The sequence below is a fragment of the Mycobacterium sp. MAA66 genome (assembly GCF_041261665.1).
Classification (GTDB): Bacteria; Actinomycetota; Actinomycetes; order Mycobacteriales; family Mycobacteriaceae; genus Mycobacterium.
Window position 1 is genome coordinate 79,516 of the sequence record NZ_JBGCCC010000008.1, and the last position, 19,184, is coordinate 98,699.

Annotated in this window: 18 protein-coding genes; 6 read left to right on the forward strand and 12 right to left on the reverse strand. The window is 62.7% G+C overall.

Annotation, left to right across the window (positions count from 1 at the left end; all coding sequences use genetic code 11):
• Positions 1-5: 5 nt before the first annotated feature.
• Positions 6-1,052 (reverse strand): alpha/beta fold hydrolase, encoded by a 1,047-nt coding sequence (locus ABIA30_RS20525; RefSeq protein ID WP_370068764.1) that lies wholly within the window; start codon positions 1,050-1,052, stop codon positions 6-8.
• Positions 1,053-1,458: 406 nt separating this feature from the next.
• Positions 1,459-1,689, reverse strand: a complete 231-nt coding sequence (locus tag ABIA30_RS20530; protein WP_370068766.1) for a hypothetical protein — start codon at positions 1,687-1,689, stop codon at positions 1,459-1,461.
• A gap of 610 nt (positions 1,690-2,299) precedes the next feature.
• On the opposite strand from ABIA30_RS20530, the gene ABIA30_RS20535 reads away from it, so the two are divergent.
• From ABIA30_RS20535 to ABIA30_RS20545, 3 genes are all read left to right on the forward strand, one after another.
• Positions 2,300-3,217: a cutinase family protein gene (locus ABIA30_RS20535; protein ID WP_370068768.1), complete on the forward strand. Its 918-nt coding sequence runs from the start codon at positions 2,300-2,302 to the stop codon at positions 3,215-3,217.
• A 463-nt stretch (positions 3,218-3,680) separates the two neighbouring features.
• Complete coding sequence (locus ABIA30_RS20540; protein WP_370068770.1) at positions 3,681-4,586, forward strand: universal stress protein; 906 nt, start codon at positions 3,681-3,683, stop codon at positions 4,584-4,586.
• The gene (locus ABIA30_RS20545; RefSeq protein ID WP_370068772.1) at positions 4,583-6,991 is read left to right on the forward strand and encodes a phosphoketolase; all 2,409 of its coding nucleotides are present in this window, start codon (positions 4,583-4,585) and stop codon (positions 6,989-6,991) included. Before ABIA30_RS20540 ends, ABIA30_RS20545 begins: the two co-directional genes overlap by 4 nt.
• A 15-nt stretch (positions 6,992-7,006) precedes the next feature.
• On the opposite strand, the gene ABIA30_RS20550 is transcribed toward ABIA30_RS20545, so the two are convergent.
• From ABIA30_RS20550 to ABIA30_RS20565, 4 genes are all read right to left on the reverse strand, one after another.
• Positions 7,007-7,519 (reverse strand): cation transporter, encoded by a 513-nt coding sequence (locus ABIA30_RS20550; RefSeq protein WP_370068774.1) that lies wholly within the window; start codon positions 7,517-7,519, stop codon positions 7,007-7,009.
• 188 nt (positions 7,520-7,707) lie between these two features.
• Positions 7,708-8,073 (reverse strand): ArsR/SmtB family transcription factor, encoded by a 366-nt coding sequence (locus ABIA30_RS20555; RefSeq protein ID WP_370068776.1) that lies wholly within the window; start codon positions 8,071-8,073, stop codon positions 7,708-7,710.
• Between the two features lie 182 nt (positions 8,074-8,255).
• The gene (locus ABIA30_RS20560) at positions 8,256-9,275 is read right to left on the reverse strand and encodes a zinc-binding alcohol dehydrogenase family protein (RefSeq protein ID WP_370068778.1); all 1,020 of its coding nucleotides are present in this window, start codon (positions 9,273-9,275) and stop codon (positions 8,256-8,258) included.
• Between the two features lie 55 nt (positions 9,276-9,330).
• Entirely contained in the window at positions 9,331-9,708 is a 378-nt protein-coding gene (locus ABIA30_RS20565) for an STAS/SEC14 domain-containing protein (protein WP_370068780.1), read from the reverse strand.
• A gap of 380 nt (positions 9,709-10,088) precedes the next feature.
• On the opposite strand from ABIA30_RS20565, the gene ABIA30_RS20570 reads away from it, so the two are divergent.
• Positions 10,089-10,397 carry a hypothetical protein gene (locus ABIA30_RS20570; protein WP_370068782.1) on the forward strand — a complete coding sequence of 103 codons (309 nt, stop codon included), beginning with the start codon at positions 10,089-10,091 and terminating at the stop codon, positions 10,395-10,397.
• Between the two features lie 33 nt (positions 10,398-10,430).
• The gene (locus ABIA30_RS20575; protein WP_370068784.1) at positions 10,431-11,768 is read left to right on the forward strand and encodes an NRAMP family divalent metal transporter; all 1,338 of its coding nucleotides are present in this window, start codon (positions 10,431-10,433) and stop codon (positions 11,766-11,768) included.
• Between the two features lie 179 nt (positions 11,769-11,947).
• On the opposite strand, the gene ABIA30_RS20580 is transcribed toward ABIA30_RS20575, so the two are convergent.
• The 5 genes from ABIA30_RS20580 to ABIA30_RS20600 form a co-directional block, all read right to left on the reverse strand.
• Positions 11,948-12,400 (reverse strand): hypothetical protein, encoded by a 453-nt coding sequence (locus tag ABIA30_RS20580; RefSeq protein WP_370068786.1) that lies wholly within the window; start codon positions 12,398-12,400, stop codon positions 11,948-11,950.
• Between the two features lie 88 nt (positions 12,401-12,488).
• Positions 12,489-13,481: an NAD(P)H nitroreductase gene (locus ABIA30_RS20585; protein ID WP_370068788.1), complete on the reverse strand. Its 993-nt coding sequence runs from the start codon at positions 13,479-13,481 to the stop codon at positions 12,489-12,491.
• Positions 13,482-13,749: 268 nt separating this feature from the next.
• Positions 13,750-15,462, reverse strand: a complete 1,713-nt coding sequence (locus ABIA30_RS20590) for a GAF domain-containing protein (RefSeq protein WP_370068790.1) — start codon at positions 15,460-15,462, stop codon at positions 13,750-13,752.
• Positions 15,463-15,517: 55 nt separating this feature from the next.
• A complete protein-coding gene (locus ABIA30_RS20595; protein WP_370068792.1) occupies positions 15,518-16,165 on the reverse strand; it encodes a response regulator in 648 nt (215 codons plus the stop codon).
• A gap of 57 nt (positions 16,166-16,222) precedes the next feature.
• A complete protein-coding gene (locus ABIA30_RS20600) occupies positions 16,223-17,116 on the reverse strand; it encodes a universal stress protein (RefSeq protein ID WP_370068794.1) in 894 nt (297 codons plus the stop codon).
• A 137-nt stretch (positions 17,117-17,253) separates the two neighbouring features.
• On the opposite strand from ABIA30_RS20600, the gene ABIA30_RS20605 reads away from it, so the two are divergent.
• The gene (locus ABIA30_RS20605; protein ID WP_370068796.1) at positions 17,254-17,847 is read left to right on the forward strand and encodes a hypothetical protein; all 594 of its coding nucleotides are present in this window, start codon (positions 17,254-17,256) and stop codon (positions 17,845-17,847) included.
• Between the two features lie 11 nt (positions 17,848-17,858).
• On the opposite strand, the gene ABIA30_RS20610 is transcribed toward ABIA30_RS20605, so the two are convergent.
• A complete protein-coding gene (locus ABIA30_RS20610) occupies positions 17,859-18,860 on the reverse strand; it encodes an NAD(P)H nitroreductase (RefSeq protein ID WP_370068798.1) in 1,002 nt (333 codons plus the stop codon).
• Positions 18,861-19,184 lie beyond the last annotated feature (324 nt).

Genomic DNA, 19,184 nt, shown 5'->3' on the forward strand with positions numbered 1-19,184 from the left:
TCGATTCAGGTGCTGGTGGGCAGCGGCGCGCCGGCAGTTTCCGCGTAGCGCGGATGTCCGCCATTGCCCGGGTGCGGGCGGATTAGTTGCTGCACCCAGCGGTCCTCGCGATAGCGGAACGGCTGGGTCGCGGAGAGGAATGTTTGCATCGCCGAGAGCACTTGTTCCGGGGCGGTTTCGTGGGGGTAATGCCCGGCGCCGGCGATCTCTACGGTCACGGCGTGGGAGACCTGGGTGGCCAGAGCGTGGTGGTGTGCCGGGGGAATGGTTTTGTCGTCGGCCCCCCACGCGACCAGAAGTGGGACGTCGCGCAGCAAGCCTAGTTGGCGGGTGGCGCTGACTGTCTGTCCGCGCCAATCTATTACGGTGCGCGCGGTCCGCAGGAACGCTCGTCGTTGTTGCTCGTCGGTCAACCCGCGCAGCACCTCAGCCAGGACCCGTCTGTCGGAGTGTCCGATGAGGGCGGGGAGCAGATCGAATAGCCGCTGGGTCAGCGCGGCCGGGAGGGCACTCAGGGCGGCGACCACCGGGTCGGCGCCGGGCAGGGTGGCGGCACACAGGATGGGGGTGACTTCGGCGCCCAGTCCGCCGCTGCTGATCAGCACGATGCGTTCGGTGCGCTCCGGGAACTGGTAGGCGGTCTGCAGCGCGACGCCACCGCCGAGGCTGTGACCGACGATGGTGGCTCGGTGATGGCCCAGCGTGAGCAGCAGATCACGCATCGCGCAGGCATGCGCCCCTAGCGAGTAGTCCCCGGCCGGCGGGTCCGACTGGCCGTGTCCGGGCAGGTCGGGCGCGATCACCGTGTGAGTGAGCCCAAGGGGGGTGAGCAGGTGCCGCCAGGTGCGACGGGTGCCCCCCAGACCATGAATGAGCAGCACTACTGGGCCAGTCCCGGCTTTGGTGTAGGCGATGGCGCCCCCAGCCAGCGGCATCCGGCCTTCCACCACCGATACCACTGACGGTGCCCGGCCCGTGCGGGCGTTCGGCCGCGCGGCTTGCTGGTGGATGGTTCGACAGGACGGTGGTGCGGGCATGGTGAACGGTTTCACGAGAGGATCACCGAAATGCACGGTTGCGAGCGAGGGCTCTGCACACTGTCACCGGAGGGACAGGGTTTCCGATCTGGCTGAAACGCCCAACCACAGACAACACTACGCGGTATTCCCGTCCTGCTCTGGTCGTGCGTGTTTGTTCTCAACCGATTCCACGCTTCTAAGGGCGGGCACCGACCAGGCGCGGTGTATCGGTTTGCTCAGCACCAGCTGGCAGCCGACAAGAATGCCGCATGCTCTTGAGCAGCACGTACAGACCGGGACGGGTCCGGTCGCCCCGACACGGGCCTATTACGGCCGTGGATGGGCGCCGTAGCCGCAATCCGCGCCGTGGGCGGGTGGGTATGAGTGACTGCGCTGGAACACCTCACAAGGCGTGTACGGCGTGGCAGCGCGAGCGTCCTTAACTGTCGTGTTCGTGCACGCTGGGCGGGAATCTGCGATCGAGTGCGTCGATGAGGTGGTGAGCCTGGTAGAGCTCGGCGCGCATTTGGCGGCTGTGGCGATGGCTCCAGTCGGACAGTCGGCGTTCTCGACGTTCGGTCTTCTCCAGGCGCTCGGAGATCTCCTCGACATGGCGCCAGAGCTCGGCTCGAAAATGAGCGGCCTGGGCGATGTCGTGAGCGTCGGGCACGCCTGACATGGTCGCATGCCTTCGCGGCGCCCGTGTGCTGTCGGGGGAGTAAATTTTGGTGGCTCGCATAGCGCAAGTACCGGACACGACCCGGCGGTCTCAGGTCTACCGCGTCAAGCAGCAGGGACTCGTAGGTGATTCACAGGGCATTGTCGACGCGGCCTGGATGTCGGCGTCGGCACGGCCGCTGCGCCCATCGGACGAGGTGAGTGATTGAGGGCCACGACACCGATCATCGTGGCGCCCGATCTGCCCGCAGATTTTGGGACAAGGATGAGCGAAACTGCCCAAAATCGGTCCAACGTGTCGCTCCCGGCCGGCTGTTTCATGCCCGCTGACCTGCATACTCAGGGCCAACCGCAGCCGGCAACAGGCCGCGTTGCCATCTCGGCGCCCGCAGCACGCGGGTCGGATCGTGTACCTGCCATCAGCAAGCGGCTGCCGGAGAATTCACCGACGGCCGCATTCGTCAACTGCCCAAAATCGCCGCAGAAAATTTGCCCGGGGTCCTGTTATCGCTGGGCGCGGAGGTGGCGCACCGACCGCGCTGCGTAGTCCATCCGCAGGTCACAGGGGTTTGCCATTTCCCGGATGCAGGTAGGATTCGGACATGGTTTTTCACCGTGTACGTAGCTGTCGGGTAGTCGGCGCGAGGGCAGCGCTTCGTTGGGCCGGCCTTGGTGCTTCGGCACTGCTCACTGCCACGGCCCCGCTCGTCGTCCCGGCGGTGGCTCCAGTGGCATCCGCCGACGACTGCCCCGACGCCGAGGTCATTTTCGCGCGCGGCACCGACGAGCCAGACGGTATGGGCCGTGTCGGTGATGCCCTTGTCGATTCGCTCCGTCAGCAGGCCAGCGGCTTGAATATCCGGGCCTATGCGGTCAACTACAAAGCCACCATCACGCAGCGGCACGGCGGCGATGGCGCCAAAGACGCGATTTCCCATATCAAATCCACTGTGTCCTCCTGCCCCAACACCAAGATCGTCTTGGGCGGCTATTCGCAAGGTGCGAGTGTGATCAATATCGTGGCCGGTTTCTCCGGTATCAACTGGGGCGATCCTCTGCCAGCGCAGTACATGAACAATGTCGCGGCGGTCGCTACTTTCGGCAACCAGGCCGACCGCACCGACGGTGCGCCACCGACCCAGAATTCGCCGCTCAGCGCCAAAGCGATCGACCTGTGTAATCCCGCCGACCCGATTTGTCACGCGGGTCCGGGCAACGCCTGGAGCGGACACACGCAGGGCTACGTTCCCGAATACACCAACCAGGCGGCGGCGTTCGTTGCGGCTGCGCTACTGGGCGCGTCAAGCCGGATGGTGCCCGGATACGGCTCGCAGACGCCGGGATATGGCCCGCAGTCGGAATATGGCCCGCAGTCGGGCTATGGCTTGCCGCCCGGCCCGCAGTCGGCGTATGGCTCGGGGGCACCAGATTCTGGCTCGCAGCAACCTGGGTCTGCGCCGTGGGCATATGGGTCTACTTCGTCGTCTCCTGACCTCGGATTTATCTCGGGCATTCATTGACGGTGTCGCACGCAGCGCGTCTGGACTGAATCAACTCAGGATTGCTCACAAAGGGCACTCTGGAGCGGTCCCGAGAATCATGGTCGAGCAATCAAGCCCGAAGGCTCGGGGTGTGCCGAGCCATGGTTATCCCGTTGCGGACCAATGATATTCGCCAGGTGATCGCCATGTGTGTTCTCGGTCGGTCACCAAACACGTTGCGGTGCAGAAGCATTGCTCTAAGTGTCGTCTGTCGGTGGCATGCGGTCAGGCACCGCAAGGGGGCGCACAACACGATCTGCCAGGTCCATGGCATACCTGCGTCGGTTGCATCCCGGTCAAGGTTGTAGTCGCAGCCTGATGCGGTGCGACGGCCAAGTCGAGCTGCTTTCGGTCTGCCAATCAGTGACTTTCGGCCGTAGTAGTCGACCGAGCGGGTCCATACCGTGATGGGCATCGGATAGACACTTCATCGGAGGACATCGTGAGCGAACTATCTCCCCGCCCTTACATCTTGGTCGGAATCGACGGATCGACCTCGGCGCTTCACGCCCTTAATTGGGCCGTTCGCGAAGCGCAGCTGCGCAACCTGCCGCTGCGACTGGCACACGCCGTGGACTTCGGAAGTTTTGCCATGGGATTCAACCCGGGCGCCTCGGAAAGCTTCTTCAAGTATCTGGAACAGAAGGGGCAGGCCTCCTTGGACGAAGCTGCCGACCACGTCCAGATCACGAATTCTGATGTCGAGGTGTCGCTGGCCCGGGTGTCGGGTCGTCCTCAGCGGGTACTGAGCGATCTTTCGAAGAACGCGTTTCTTACGGTCGTCGGCTCAAGTGGTCTCAACGGGTTTACCGGTCTACTCGCCGGGTCGGTCGCGGTCGAACTCACCGCACATGGGCACAGTCCGGTTGTCGTGGTCCGGGCCCCGGGTCTGCCGGTGAATGGCCCTGTTGTAGTGGGGATCAGCGGTGCTCCAGAGAGTGAGGATGCGATCGGCTGGGCGTTCGAGGAAGCCTCCATGCGTGGCACCGAACTCGTCGCCATTCTCGTATCGAGTTATCTGCCAGCCTACTTCTACTACAGTGAGCCGCCCTGGGAGGATCTGTCCGGTCAGGCTGGTGAAGAGCAGCAGCGCATGCTGTTGGCCGAGCGCCTGGCTGGGTGGCAGGAGAAGTTCCCCGACGTCGTGGTGCGCCGCATCGTCGTTACTGGCAATCCGGGCCAAGTGCTTTTGAGTCATACGCAGCACGCCCAATTGATCGTCGCCGGCAGTCGCGGACGCGGCGACGCAGGCGGGTTCTTTCTCGGTTCCACCAGCCATCGGCTGATCCACCACGCGGCCTGCCCGGTGCTCGTCGCACGACCTCACGCCCACGAGTCCGGTCGATGACAACGGCAACGGGTGAGTTCACTGGGACACTGACGGCAGCACGGCTGCGATCGGTCGATGCGTATTGGCGAGCGGCGAACTATCTCACGGCGGGTCAGATTTACCTGATGGACAACCCGCTGCTGAGCGCACCATTGGATCGACAACACATCAAGCCTCGACCATTGGGACACTGGGGAACCTCGCCGGGCCTGAATTTCATCTACGCGCACATGAATCGCGCGATCATCGATCACGATCTCGACGCGATGTATGTCATCGGACCGGGCCACGGTGGGCCGGCCTTGTTCGCGAACTCCTGGTTGGAGGGCAGCTACAGCCGGAGCCGTCCGGACGTTACTCGCGATGGCGACGGCATGCGTATCTTGTTCCGCGAGTTCTCTTTTCCCGGTGGAGTTCCCAGCCATGTGGCGCCAGAGGTTCCCGGTTCGATCCACGAGGGTGGCGAGCTCGGTTACTCACTCGCACACGCATACGGAGCTGTGCTGGACAATCCGAATCTGTTGGTGGCGTGCGTGGTCGGCGACGGTGAAGCTGAGACGGGTCCGTTGGCGGCCAGTTGGCATTCCAACAAGTTCATCAATCCCGCGACCGACGGTGCCGTGTTGCCGATTCTGCACCTCAACGGGTACAAGATCGCGAACCCAACGGTGCTGGCGCGAATCACGGACGATGAACTCGATTGCCTGCTGCGTGGATACGGGCACCACCCGCTATACGTCACTGGTGATGATCCAGAGCAGCTGCATGAGGAGATGGCGGCCGCGATCGACCGCGCGGTGGCGACGATCGCCGAGATTCATCGCGCGGCTCGCACAGCTTCGCCGGCGCCGTCACGCCCACGGTGGCCGATGATCGTGTTGCGCACGCCGAAAGGTTGGACTGGACCCCGGTGGGTCGACGGCGTGCCGGTGGAGGGGACCTGGCGGGCGCACCAGGTGCCGATACCCGATGTCCGAACCGATCCCGAGCACCGGCGGCAGTTCGTCGAATGGTTGCGTTCCTATCGGCCTGACGAACTGTTCGACGAAATCGGCAGTCCGACAACGCTGGTCACCGACAATGTGCCGGCCGCGCACCGCCAGATGGGGATGAACCCCAATGCAAACGGGGGTTTGCTGCTGACGCCGCTGCATTTGCCCGACCCGAAGGAATTCGCGGTGGCAACCGTCCAGCCGGGTGATACCACGTCGGCTCCAACTCAGGTGCTCGGTGATTACCTGCGGGAGGTGATGGTGCGCAACGCCTGTCAGCGAAACTTCAGGTTGTTCGGCCCCGATGAGACCGCGTCGAATCGACTCGGCGCAGTCTACGAAGTTACCGACAAGCAGTGGAACGCCGCAGTACTTCCGACCGATGAGCATTTGTCCAACGACGGACGCGTGCTGGAAGTCTTGTCAGAGCACATGTGCCAGGGCTGGTTGGAGGGTTATCTCCTGACCGGCCGTCACGGCCTGCTCAGCAGTTATGAGGCCTTTGCTCATGTCGTCGACTCGATGGTGAATCAGCACGCCAAATGGCTCAAGACAAGTCGTCAGCTGCCATGGCGCGAACCGATCGCGTCGTTGAATTACCTCATCACGTCGCACGTGTGGCGCCAGGACCACAACGGCTTCTCCCACCAGGACCCCGGTTTCATCGACCATGTTGCCAACAAGCGCGCGGAAATCGCTCGTATCTATCTTCCGCCGGATACCAATACCCTGCTGTCGGTGGCTGCGCATTGCCTGGCCAGCCGCGATTACATCAACGTGATCGTGGCGGGCAAGAACGATGCTCCGGTGTGGCTGAACGCCGAGCAGGCTGCGGTGCACTGCGCTCGCGGCGCGGACATCTTCGAATGGGCGAGTAACGACGCGGGTTCAGTCCCCGATGTGGTGATGGCTTGCGCTGGTGACGTTCCCACCACGGAGGTACTGGCTGCGGTGTCGATCCTGCGAGATCGTCTGCCCAAACTCAAGATACGTGTCGTCAACGTCGTTGACCTCTTTCGTCTGCAGTCGGATAGTCAGCATCCGCATGGCATGACGGACGTGGAGTACGACACGCTGTTCACCACGGATCGGCCGGTGATCTTTGCCTACCATGGCTATCCGTCCTTGATCCACCTGCTGACCTATCGTCGCGCGAATCATGAGCACATGCATGTGCATGGATATCTCGAAGAGGGCACCACCACAACACCTTTCGACATGCTGGTGCTGAACAAGATGGACCGATTCCAGCTGGTGATCGACGTGGTCGATCGGACGGCCGGACTGTCTGGGCCAGCCGTGGACGCGTTGCGTTCAGACATGATGGCGGCTCACCAGCGCCACCGTGAATGGATCTACGCCCGTGGTGAGGATCTGCCGGAGGTACGGAACTGGCGTTGGAACAAACATCCAAATGAGCAAACCCGATGATTGGCTGATCGACCGTCAACAGCAATCTTCTCCTCGCCAGGACTTCATGCCCTCCCATATGGCCAGTCCGGAAATGAACAGTGCTACAACGGGATCCAACCACCACCAGGCCAGGAAAGTGTTCGCCAGTAGCCCGATAAGCACTCCCGCGGCCAGATATGCACACAGCAGATTCTGAGCGCCCTCTCCAGCCGTGGCGCCCGAACCCAGGCGCACGCCGAGACGCTTTTTGGCGATCCCCAGAATTGGCATCACGATCAGGCTGCTGATCGACAACCCGATCCCTACCCAACTCGTTGCGGCGCGCTCCCGGGCCACGAGGGTGACGATCGCGTCATAGGCGATGTAGGGAGCCAACAGGAAGAACGTCACCGCCACCGCCTTCTGTGCAACGGCCTCGGCAGACTCGGACAGGGTCCTGCTTCCTGTGAACCGCCATACGATGGTCGCGCTGGCCAGGCCCTCGATGACCGAATCGAGCCCAAAACCCAACAACGCCACCGAGCCTGCGACGACTGCAGCGATCACCGCGACCGTGCCTTCTAGGCCCATATACGCGAGAGACAACCACGACAACAGCCGCGCTCGGCCCGCGGCGCGCCGCCACCCCGGATCAATCACCGCGCCTGCCGCAGGTTCGGCGCAGCTTCCGCCACTGGCACAGCAGCCTTGCTGTGCCAACCTCGACTGTTCATCGGGTTCCGGGCGGCCGCTCATCAGCACGTCTCTTCACTGGCGCCGGCAACACCATAGGTGGGGCACAGCGCGACACGGGCACCGGTGGCGGCCAGCAACGTCTCGGCTGCGGCCAGAACATTCAGCAGCGCTGGTTCGGCCAGCCGGAACAACGATGCGCGACCAACCGGTTCTGACGCCACCAGGCCGCAATCACGCATACACGCAAGGTGTTTGGAGACTGTGGACTGTGCCAGCCCCGTCATCTCCACGAGGTTGACCACCCGCGCCGGGCCCACCGCCAACTGCCGAGCGATCGCCAACCGGGCCGGATCTCCCAGGGATCGGAACAACGCCGCCGCCGGCGCCAGCTCGTCGCGATCCACCATTCCACCTATCATCGCCATTCGACGATGATATCGCCCGCTGTCAGCCGTCGGGGGAGTGGATCGCCCAACCATCCGATGCCGTTGGCGAATCGGTCAGCTTTTGATGAGATTTCGGGAGTCGTCCTCGATGTCCGACGGTGCGGGTAGGTGATCCCGGTCGATGAACACGATCAGTTGGTGCGCGGCGGTTTTGCTGCGGTTCAGCAGACTTGAAGGACGGCCGCGCCCGAAATACGCCCTGCAGCAAGATCGCTCAATGCATCCTGGGCCCGGTCCAGGGCATAGGTCGGGGCGGTGATCTGGATGTGATGGCTGCCGGCGAACGCGAGGAACTCGCGAGCGTCCGCGCGGGTGTTGGAGGTTACTGATCGCACCTGACGTTCCTGAAAGAGGTGGCGCTGGTAGTTGAGCACGGGAATGTCGGTGAGGTGGATACCGGCGATGGCCAGCGTGCCGGCACGGTCGAGGGCTTCGAGCGCAGGCAACACCAAATCCCCCACGGGGGCAAATAAAATCGCAGCGTCGAGCGGTACCGGCGGTGGGTCAGCGGGGCCTTGCGCGGAGGCAGCCCCCAACTCCAGAGCCAACCGCTGGGCAGCATCGCCACGGGTCATGACGTGCACCTCGGCACCGTAGGCCAGCGCCACCTGGGCAGTGATATGGGCACTACCACCGAAACCGTAGATGCCGAGGCGACCGCCGGCGGGGAGATCGGTGCGCATCAAGGACCGGTAACCGATGATGCCGGCGCAGAGCAGCGGAGCGAGTTCGGCATCCGAATAGCCACTGGGCAACCGATGGACGTAATCTGCTGGCGCCGTCAGGAATTCCGCGTAGCCACCGTTTGCGTCCCAGCCGGTATAGCTGGACTGCGGACAGAGATTCTCGGCTCCACGGATGCAGAACCGGCAGCGGCCGCAGGTGTGTCTGAGCCAAGCGACACCGACGAGGTCTCCGACGGTGAGGTCGTTCTCTGTCCGGTCGCCGATGGCCACCACCTCACCGACCACCTCGTGACCAGGTGTGACGTGCGGACGATGAACCGGCAGGTCTCCTTCGGCGACATGCAGATCGGTCCGACAGACACCGCAGGCCCGGACGGCAATGAGCACTTCGTCGTCGGCAGGTTCTGGAACGGCTGTGGTGCCGAATTCGAGCGGATGTGTGTCGATCGGCCCGGGGGTTCGCACCTGCCAACCGCGCATGATCGAGGAAGCCATATTACGTACTACCACTTCCGAGTACCGTTCGTCGTCCGCTGCCCCGATCGGACGATCAGCCGGTTGCATCGATGTCCGCGATCCATTTGCGGGCCTGCTCGACCTGGCCCGCCGGGAACTGACGGATCTGGGCTGCGACAAAATGCGATACCAAGTGCTGTGCGACAGCAGCGACCGGTGAATCGGTGACGACTGCGATTTTCTTTACGTGTTTGTGGTGATCGTGCACGAATCGGATGTGGGTCACCAGTGCCCCGAAACTGTCCCAACCTGGAAATTGCGGAGCGTCGATGATTAGGCCGGCGAGATCACCGCTCTGCTTGATCTTAGGGTCGACCGTCTGTGCGAGTTCGGTGAAGTCGGTTGTTTCCAAAGGTGATTCGGGTCTCACCGTGAGAATCGAGTTGGCGTCGTCCCATTGATGATCAATCATTTCTGCTCCTGAAGTGACGGTGTGCCACCATCATCGGTTCGTGATGCGCACCCCGGCAATGGACCAAAGTCACCAACCATCCGAGCCTTAGGTTCCGTCCCGAGGTGTTCGTCGAACGAATGCTGAGCCCGGTCCGCGTGTCGATGGCAGGGCTAATCGGACACAGTCTCTGGGACTTTCGGCACCGGTCGCGGGCTCGCCACGTCGGGTTGGGACTTGCGGCCCTATCGCTCGTGGAGGGTAAGCGATGGAATCGACGCGTAAGCCCGCCATCGGTAACCGACCTGAGGAGCATCGTGGCCGAAGCTGTCACCCCGAGAACGAGCACAACGTTTGGGCTCTTCGGATCGACGAACCGTGCCACACTGAGCACCAGCGGTGTGGCCCGCCGGCCTTGGCTCAATTGGCTATTGGCCGTTTTGACAATTCCCGTCGCCATGTTCGTCACGCTCTGCGCCTTCGGCGCAGTGATGGGTCTCGCGCGTTGCGCCGATTATCCCTGCCGGCACTACGGTCCGACCGCATTCTGGTTTGGTGTTACGGCATACGGCCCATTGGTCGCCGCCGGACTGGCCATCGCGCTGTCGTTCTTCACTGCGACGCGCAAACACGGGATTTGGGTGCCGCTGGGTGTTCACGCACTGTTGTTGACGGACCTGGCCGTTCTGCTGTTCACGTTCCGCCCATAAACGCCTGACCGTCGCCGCGAGATGGGATATGCGATGTTGCTAGACAAGTCGTCAGCACGCAAAGCAGTCCGTATATGTCGAGCCTCCGTCCTGGCAGTGCAGCCCAGGGTGGCCTCGGCGTGGCGAGTTCTAGGCCCAGGGTTTGTCACCGGGGCATCCGACGACGATCCATCTGGCATTCAGACGTACAGTCAGACCGGAGCGCAATTCGGGTATGCGCAGTTGTGGTTGGCGGCTTGGACTTATCCGTTCATGGCCGCGATCCAGGAAATCTCGGGGCGAGTCGGGATGGTTACCGGCCGAGGATTGGCGGCAGTGCTGCGCGAGCATTACTCGCGCAGAGTGCTTATCGTCGCCGTCTCGCTGCTCTTGGTCGCCAACACGGTCAATGTCGGGGCAGACCTCGGTGCAATGGCTGCGACCGGACAGATGCTGGTGCATGTGCCATTCCTCGTTTGGCTGGCGGTGATCGTCGGGATCTCCCTGCTCTTGCAGGTGTTCGTTCCCTATCCGGCCTACGCGCGATTTCTCAAGTACATCTGTCTGGTGCTGCTGGCTTATGTGGCTGCGGCGGTCGTCGTCCACCACCCGTGGTGGCCCACTGTTGCGGTGAATACCATTGTCCCGCACCTGCAATGGTCCCGCGACTACATACTCAACATCGTGGCGGTGTTGGGGACCACCATCACTCCGTACTGCTTCTTCTGGCAGGCTGATCAAGAAGCGGAAGAGGACTTTGCCCGCGGCAGGATGGTGTATTACGGCAAAGGTGTGCCGGTGTTGTCGCGCCACGATATTGGCAACATGCGTGTCGATACTGCAGTCGGGATGGGCTTTTCGAACATCGTGCAGTTCTTCATCATCCTGACGTGTGCGTCGACACTGCACCAGGCGGGTGTGCTGACGGTGGATACGCCGGATCAAGCGGCGGCCGCGCTACGTCCGCTGGCTGGTGATCTCGCGTTTCTGCTGTTCGCGATCGGTATCGTGGGAGTGGGCTTCCTGGCAGTACCCACGCTGGCGGGGTCTGCCTCGTATGCATTGTCCGAAGCGTTGGGCTGGAAGGCCGGTCTGGGGTACACGTTTCGTGAGGCCCGGGCTTTCTATCTGGTCATAGCCCTGGCCACCATCGCTGGAGTGGCCTTGAATTTCGTTGGAATACCGCCCTTTCGGATGCTCTATTACGCCGCGGCGCTCAACGGTGTGCTGGCGCCGCCGTTGATGGCGATGATCACGTTGGTCGGCAACAACAAGTCGATCATGGGTGATCGCGTCAACAACACCTTTGCCAACGTGATGGGCTGGGCGATCGTGGCGATCATGGGTGTCTGCGCGGTGGCGTTGATCGGCTCGCTCATCTCGGGTGTGTGATCACTGAGGTCGCGCCGTCGCCGTGCCTGCCCAATCGTGCCCAGACAGAATTCGGTCAGGTGGTTGCATCCTCTTGCTGCTTCCCTATGTGCCCACGCGCGCTGGTCGATCTGCGGAACCGGTGGAGCTATCGTCCCGCGAACAAACCCGTGCACCAATCAAATTCACCGCGATGGAGCCTAGAGGGCATCGGCTGCCGCGGTCCCGGACTCAGCGGTGCGACGATTCGGGATCCAGCCGACAATGGTGAGGTACAACCCGACAAGCACCATGATGATGACGCTGATCTGCCACCAAGGTGCCGCTCCAACGGCGTCTTGCCCCGTCAACAGGTAGGTACGGGGGAACGTCATCAGGGCAACTCCCTTGAATACGGTCATCCACCCGAGTGTCGAAATGGTGGCCGCGGCCGCACCCCGCCAATAGGGGTGCAATGCAATCACGACCAGTCCCATCGGCAAGACGAACGCTCCGGTGATCCAGGGCCACACCGTGTTTGCTTCGAATCCGCGCACCAGAGCGCTGGCGTATGAAGGGCGAGCCACCAGGGTGGCGGCCGAGATGAGAAGGTACGGGCCGAGCACCCGGGCGAACATGCGGGTGCGGTTCCGGATCTGCGGTGACGAGCTCATGATGGGAACCTCATACTGGTCGGGATATCGTGGGTTCTTTTGCAGGAGAGGGCCATTGACCAATCGGGTCGGTTGCATGCCGCGGTCGTCAGGTGAATGCCGTTCCGTCGATCCAGGACACCACGTCTGCTAACGGTCGCCGTGGAGTTGATGGCAAGGGGTCGGCATTGAGAGGTGCCCAACCGATGCGGACGAGCATCTGGGGAAACAACTCATTGCCGAAGACATCCGATCGAACCATGTCTCGGCATTGCGGATTTTCGAGCGCCTCGGTGACCGGGCAAGTGGCCAGTCCTTGAGCCGTTGCGGTAAGCAGTACTGCGCTGGTGGCTTCCCCGGCTCGGAGTCTGTCGGTCGGTGAGTCGGTCGAGGTGCCCAGTGCCACCAATGATCCGTTGTCATCGGTGACGATCGCCCCGGCCGGTTGGCCGAGTGCAGGCCCCGCGAAGATTCGGCCGGGGATGGTGGCGGTCTGGTCTGGTACCGGGGTGCTACGCGCCGGGACCCCGGCGACGGACGCGTAGCGGCCACTCCAGGTGGTCAGTTCGGTGAGGTATTCCAAGTCTTGAGCGTGTTGGTAAACCGCTTGCCGCAGTGCGGTTCTGAGAACATCGTTGGGCGATACTCGGCGCAGTCCGACACCAACGCGGGCGGCGCGCGCGGTCATGAGCGCGATATCCCCGAGCGCGACCGGCCATCCGCTGAAGTATCGGCGATCGGTTCGGCGTCGAGGAATCGCCGCGGCAAGTGTGATGTCAGCGTGCTGCGGAGTGCACGGAACCACTTCGATCACGGCAAGATGGTTGGGTTCTGCCGGGTTGGGGAACCTGCGCACCGTTGATTGCCATCCGAGCGAGCAGAGCGCTACAACAGCGTGGTGCAATGCCACTCCGCAACTGACGAGCAGGTCGCGTCCATCAGGATCAGTGTGAATCAGATGAAGTGACGGTTCGGCGTGCAAGTGCACACTGTGCTCGCCGATCCGCCACCGCCACGGTTGGGTGTTGTGCACCGACGGCGCGCGCGTGGCCAATGCCATTGCGGCGCGTATCGTCTCGCGGTCCGGGAATGTATGGGACATCGGATTCACCTCGCTGGGTATCCGGCAGATAGCGGGTCCATCTATCCATGCTGCGGTTTGAAGACGCGTGTCCAACAGAGCAATAGGTCACTTGGTGTTCCGATGGAGTTCAGATGGGCCGTCGCCAGTCATATTCGATGGCCATCGTCATTGGCGACTCGACCGTAAACGGTATGCCGCGTGGGCCACCGAATGGCAGGTGTTCGACCATGACGACGCAGGACGACGAGATCACTTCTCGCGGTAATCGATTGTGCCGCATGACCTGTTACGGTAGCGGCGCCCACCACCGCAGCACCGTGCCGCGATCGTTCGCCGGTTCCACAGTCATGTCACCGCCACTCTCATGCGCCCGATGGCGGAGGTTGGCCAGGCCGCTCTCGGTGATTCCGTCCGACAGCCCTTCGCCGTTGTCGGTTACTTCGATGCTCAGATCGTTGTGAACACTGACGGTAATGGTGATGGCGGTGGCGTGGCCGTGGCGGACGGCGTTGCTCACCGCCTCGCGCACAACCGCTTCGGCGTGGTCGGCGAGTTCAGGTTCGATCACCGACAGCGGGCCGTCGTAGCGGACGGCGGTGTGTAGTTCGCTGCTGGAGAACGCGGCGACGGCAGCATCGATTCGTTGGCGGAGCCGCGTGTTGCCGGCCGCGTTGCTGTGAAGATCGAAAATAGTCGTGCGGATTTCGGTGATGACGTCCTGTAGCTGATCAACGCATTCGGTGATGCGCCGCTGCACGTCGCTGGATCGTGCCCGGGGGATCGCGCCCTGCAGTGTCAGGCCGACGGCGAACAGCCGCTGGATGACATGGTCGTGCAGGTCGCGGGCAATGCGGTCACGATCGGCGAGAACGTCGAGTTCGCGCATTTGCCGTTGGGTGGCGGCAAGTTGCCAGGCCAGCGCGGCCTGGTCGGCGAACGCCGCCATCATGTCCAGCTGGTCGTCGGTGAATGGCTGCCGTTCGGTACGCCGGAGCAGGACCAAAACTCCGAGGACCGTCTCGGTGGTGCGTAGCGGCAGCGCCAGGACATGCTCCATATCGGGCGCGATGGCAGTGGCGAGGTCCGCGGCCGCGCAGCGCGACGGTATTCGTTGATGAAACGCGTTTCCGATCGGCCCGTCGGTGACAGCGATCTGCAGTGACGTCGTTCGTACGTCGCCGACGATGTCGACGATCTGCAACTCGGTGACCTCGTCGCTCGGCGCGTCATCCTCATCTGGCACTGCGACCAGCGCCGCGTTCGCATCGGTCAGGGAGCGTGCTTGCTCAGCGATAAGTCGGAATACCAGCGCAGGTTCGGTCCCTGACAGCAGCGCGGTGCCGATGTCACGGGTGGACTCGATCCAAGCGCGGCGTCGTTGCGACTGGTCGTAGAGGCGTGCATTCTCGATGGCGATGCTGGCCGCGGCGGCCAGCGCTTGAGCCAGGACCTCGTCGTCCTCGCTGAACGGTTGTCCGGAGACCTTTTCGGACAGATACAGATTGCCGAAAACCTCATCGCGGATCCGGACCGGTACACCGAGGAAGGTACGCATGGGCGGATGATTGTCCGGAAATCCCACGGAGGCCGGGTGGGTCCGAATATCTTCCAGCCGAATGGGTTTCGGCTCGTCGATCAATAGGCCGAGGACGCCGTGTCCTTGGGGGAGCGGGCCGATCTTTTGTCGGGTGACTTCATCGATGCCTTCGTAGATGAACTCGACGAGTTCATGCTCGGAGCCGCGGACTCCAAGTGCTCCATACCGCGCGTCGATCAACTCGATCGCGGTGTGCACGATGGTCCGCAGAGTTTCGTCGAGTTCCAGACCAGACGTGACCGTGAGCATCGCCTCGACGAGACCGTCGAGACGATCGCGGCCTTCGATGATCTGTTCAACCCGCTGCTGGACCTCGCTGAGCAGCTCGCGCAGTCGCAGTCCGGGCAACGGTGCCCGCAGTGGATGCTCACCGCCGTCTTCGTTCAACAAACGACCGGTCACGGACGCGATTGTGTCATCGTCAGCGCGGCTCGGCGAGGTTTGTGCGAATTGAGGGTCAGCGTTCGGACTGCTGTGGGCGGCCCAGTTTTGACACGAAGACGGCGGCTTGGGTCCGGCGTTCCATGCCGAGTTTGGCCAGCAGGCGGGAGACGTAGTTCTTTACCGTCTTCTCGGCCAGAAACATCCGTGCGGCAATCTGCTTGTTGGTCAATCCTTCACCGAGCAGATCGAGCAGCACTCGCTCCTGATCGGTCAGGCCTGACAGGGGATCCGATCGTTCGGCTTCATTGCGCAGCTTTGCCATCAATGCGGCGGCGGCACGGTTGTCCAGCAGTGACCGACCCGCGCCGACCGTCTTGATCGCTTCGGCCAGTTCCATTCCCTTGATGTCCTTGATGACGTAGCCGCTGGCTCCGGCCAGGACCGCATCGAGCATGGCCTCGTCAGAGGTGAACGACGTCAGCATGAGACACCGCAAATCCGGCAGACGCGACAGCAGATCGCGGCAGAGTTCGATGCCGTTGCCGTCTGGCAGGCGCACATCGAGGACCGCGACATCGGGTCTGAGCGCAGGGATTTGGGCCATGGCGTGAGCCACCGTCCCTGCTTCACCGATGACCTCTAGTTCAGGGTCGGCGCTGAGCAGGTCGATGAGGCCGCGACGCACCACTTCGTGATCGTCGACCAGAAACACTGTGACCATGTGTGTGCCCTCCGGATGTTTGATTGCGCCCTTCCACGACGATAGGCCAGGAATTGATCAGAGACGGTGATGATGCTGGCAAATCAGCACGGAGCAGCCGATCGGGTGCGCAGTCGTGTGTGCTGACCCGACAATTTCTCCCAAACCGCAACGCCGGCTTCGGCCCACGATGAGCAGCTGGATCGAATCAGCGTGACGGTCAAGGTAATTCATCGTCGTCCCGCGGACTGCGACAGGATTGAACTCGACCTCCGGATTAGCCAGGCGGTACCGGGCGAGGCGCTTTTCCAATCGTGCACAGGCTTTTTCGTCCTTCCCGCTTTCCTGGATATCGTCGAGCTCGGACTGCCAGGTAGCCAGGATCGTGAGCGGTGCGCCGCGCAACCGCGCTTCGCTGATCCCAGCGTCGAGAATGTCGGCGCTGTCCGGACTTTCGTCGATTTCGGCGACGACGTGTCGCGGCTGGGTTGACCAACGTTGCTCGCTTCGGACGATGGCAACGGGGCATTGCGCCGACGTTGACAGCGCGGTTGCGGTGGAACCTAGACGCCGTCCGGTCGAATGTGCAATGCCCAGCGAGCCGACGCACACCAGATCTGCGGATCTAGCTGCAGTCAGCAGGACGCGGGTCGGCTCTCCCTGGAGTACTTCCCATTCGATCTTGACCGGCTTCTCTGTGGACTCCACCGCGACCAGAATCCGGCGCACGGACACATCGGCGCATGCCAGGTCGCGGGCGGCCTGCTCTGTGTCGAACGCGCCATGTGCGCGTGGCTCGACCACGTAAAGCAGGCGCAGCGGCACATCACGACCGATCGCCTCATCAGTCGCCCACAAGGCGGCATCCACGGACCACCGCGATCCGTCGACACCGACCACGACAGCCGGAGACGGTGAAGCTGATCTGTACATGATTTGCACTCTCCTGAACGCGCCGATCTGGATGTTCATGACGCTAGGTGAGGGGGCACGACCCGCAGCAGGGGCATTGGTCCCTACTGCCTGGTCGCAGTGGCCTTCAGTGGTGGGACCCTTGGCCGTGACATTGGGGCTGTGTGCCCTAGTGCCATCCCTGTGCGGCCGCAATCGTGGACGTCATGAACAAGCATCTGTTGACCGGCGCATTGCTGGCATCTGCGTTGTACGGGACTCGTCGGGTCTTCCGGAACTGGGGCGCCACAAAGGAGGAGTCCCGGTCGAAAATGCCTGGCGACACCATGGTTTCCAAACCTGTATTTCAAACCACGGCGGCGATCACGGTGCAGGCCGAGCCCTGCGCTGTGTGGGCCTCGCTGACCGCTGAACTGACTGACAGTGACGATGTCAGCGGGCGAACCGGGCGCCTACTTCCTGGTGACAGCGTCCGATTTCCGCCGTTGGTGGACGTCGGCTTTGTCTGCACTGCAGCAGCCGTCGTCGACGTTGATCCAGAACGATCGCTGGTGCTGCGGGCGGGCCCGGACACCGCGCCGACCGTTTGTTCGGTTGTCATCGCTGCGCGATGGACCGGTTCGACGCGCCTGATCTTGCGTATGCGGAGCGGGCTGCGCCATCCGGGGCAGGTCTTTGTCCGGGAACTGGAGGCGCCGCTCATCGGACTCTCGGTCCACTCCATGCTCGGCGCCATCAAGGCCAGTGCCGAAAAAACCGCGATGGTGCTGACGGATAAGACCATTGCATGACGACGCGGGGCTCAGGATTCGGCACGCGTGCTGGCATCGGTCCGGTAGTGAAGAACATCGGATAACAGGCGGCGCGGCGTCGGCGGCGGAACTTGATCCAGAACAGGGGCGACCCCGATGCGCACCAGTACCTGCGGCAGCTGGTGTCCGGTGAGCGTGCTGATGATGCCGCGAGTGGCCGGGTGCTCGGTCATATGGGTAAGGGTGCAACTGGCCAGCCCAGCCATGGTGGCCTCGAGTAGCACCGCAGAGAGCGCCTCGCCGCATTCCAGGATGTCCCTACCGGTGTCGTCGAATGCTGAGATCACCACCACCGTTGCTTGGTCATCGTCGATTTCGTGGCGCCGCTCCCGGTTGTGGGTCACCGGGAACGAGCGTCCGATGTCGACGCGGTCGCTTTCTGGCGCGGACACCAGTGCACTGTGCGGAATTCCGGTCACTGCGCCGAACGGTGATGTCCACCAAGATAATTCGGAATGGTAAGCGGCGTCGTACATCCGTAGGACATCGGCGAGATGAGAGGCTTCGGCCAGTTCAGTACGTTGCCGGGCAGCCAGGACGTCAACGTGGACGGGGCGGGTGTCCACCGAGAGCCGCAGCAGTTGTTCGAACGCCGGCCAGTCCTCGACTTTCTCGAACGGCAACCGGTCGGTTCTTCGGCACAGAATAGCGTCGGCGGCTCGGCGTTGTGCCGCCGTGACACCCGCTGCTGGGCTGAAGTCGATGTCGGCAAGGTAGTGCCGATCGTTGGGATTGGGAAAGCGGTCGACGTTGGTGGACCAACCACGTGCTGCCATAGCCACTCGAAGATGGTCCAAAGCAGCGCCACAACTCAACAACGCCTGCCGTCCGGAGCGGTCCGAGCCGACCAGCTGATCGGTATCGAGAAACAGCCGCAGGGAGCCGGATTCGAAAACCCAGCGCCATGGCTGACTGTTGTGGAATGACGGGGCGCGGCAGGCCAGGTGTACCGCGTCCTGGATGTCCTGAACCGTGATGGAGGTCTTGGTCATGGTGTGTCCTTCTCGCCGTCGATGACGTTCGGTCTCCACGGTGCCGCGATTGGCGGTGGTGCGGACAGGGCCGGAAGTCACCATTGCTCGCGCGTGTGACTTTTGGCGTTGAGCAGAGGCCAGATGACCGCAGCACCGGGGTGCAGTTGCCGCGAGGATTTCTGTCATGAATCTTGTTGCCACATCAGGTGTCCGCAAAGACCACGAGGTTCCGACGCAACGGATCGAAGTGTGCGAAACGCACACCGGCGTAGTGGTATTGGCCGGGGACCGCGCCTACAAGTCGAAGAAGCCAGTGATCACCGACTTTCTGGATTTCAGTAC

Excerpts from the sequence above, each read along its gene's own strand:
- ABIA30_RS20535 (WP_370068768.1), top strand. The coding sequence starts at position 2,300 with ATGGTTTTTCACCGTGTACGTAGCTGTCGGGTAGTCGGCGCGAGGGCA.
- ABIA30_RS20545 (WP_370068772.1), top strand. The coding sequence starts at position 4,583 with ATGACAACGGCAACGGGTGAGTTCACTGGGACACTGACGGCAGCACGG.
- ABIA30_RS20555 (WP_370068776.1), bottom strand. The coding sequence starts at position 8,073 with ATGGCGATGATAGGTGGAATGGTGGATCGCGACGAGCTGGCGCCGGCG.
- ABIA30_RS20560 (WP_370068778.1), bottom strand. The coding sequence starts at position 9,275 with ATGGCTTCCTCGATCATGCGCGGTTGGCAGGTGCGAACCCCCGGGCCG.
- ABIA30_RS20565 (WP_370068780.1), bottom strand. The coding sequence starts at position 9,708 with ATGATTGATCATCAATGGGACGACGCCAACTCGATTCTCACGGTGAGA.
- ABIA30_RS20575 (WP_370068784.1), top strand. The coding sequence starts at position 10,431 with ATGTTGCTAGACAAGTCGTCAGCACGCAAAGCAGTCCGTATATGTCGA.
- ABIA30_RS20580 (WP_370068786.1), bottom strand. The coding sequence starts at position 12,400 with ATGAGCTCGTCACCGCAGATCCGGAACCGCACCCGCATGTTCGCCCGG.
- ABIA30_RS20585 (WP_370068788.1), bottom strand. The coding sequence starts at position 13,481 with ATGTCCCATACATTCCCGGACCGCGAGACGATACGCGCCGCAATGGCA.
- ABIA30_RS20595 (WP_370068792.1), bottom strand. The coding sequence starts at position 16,165 with ATGGTCACAGTGTTTCTGGTCGACGATCACGAAGTGGTGCGTCGCGGC.
- ABIA30_RS20600 (WP_370068794.1), bottom strand. The coding sequence starts at position 17,116 with ATGAACATCCAGATCGGCGCGTTCAGGAGAGTGCAAATCATGTACAGA.
- ABIA30_RS20610 (WP_370068798.1), bottom strand. The coding sequence starts at position 18,860 with ATGACCAAGACCTCCATCACGGTTCAGGACATCCAGGACGCGGTACAC.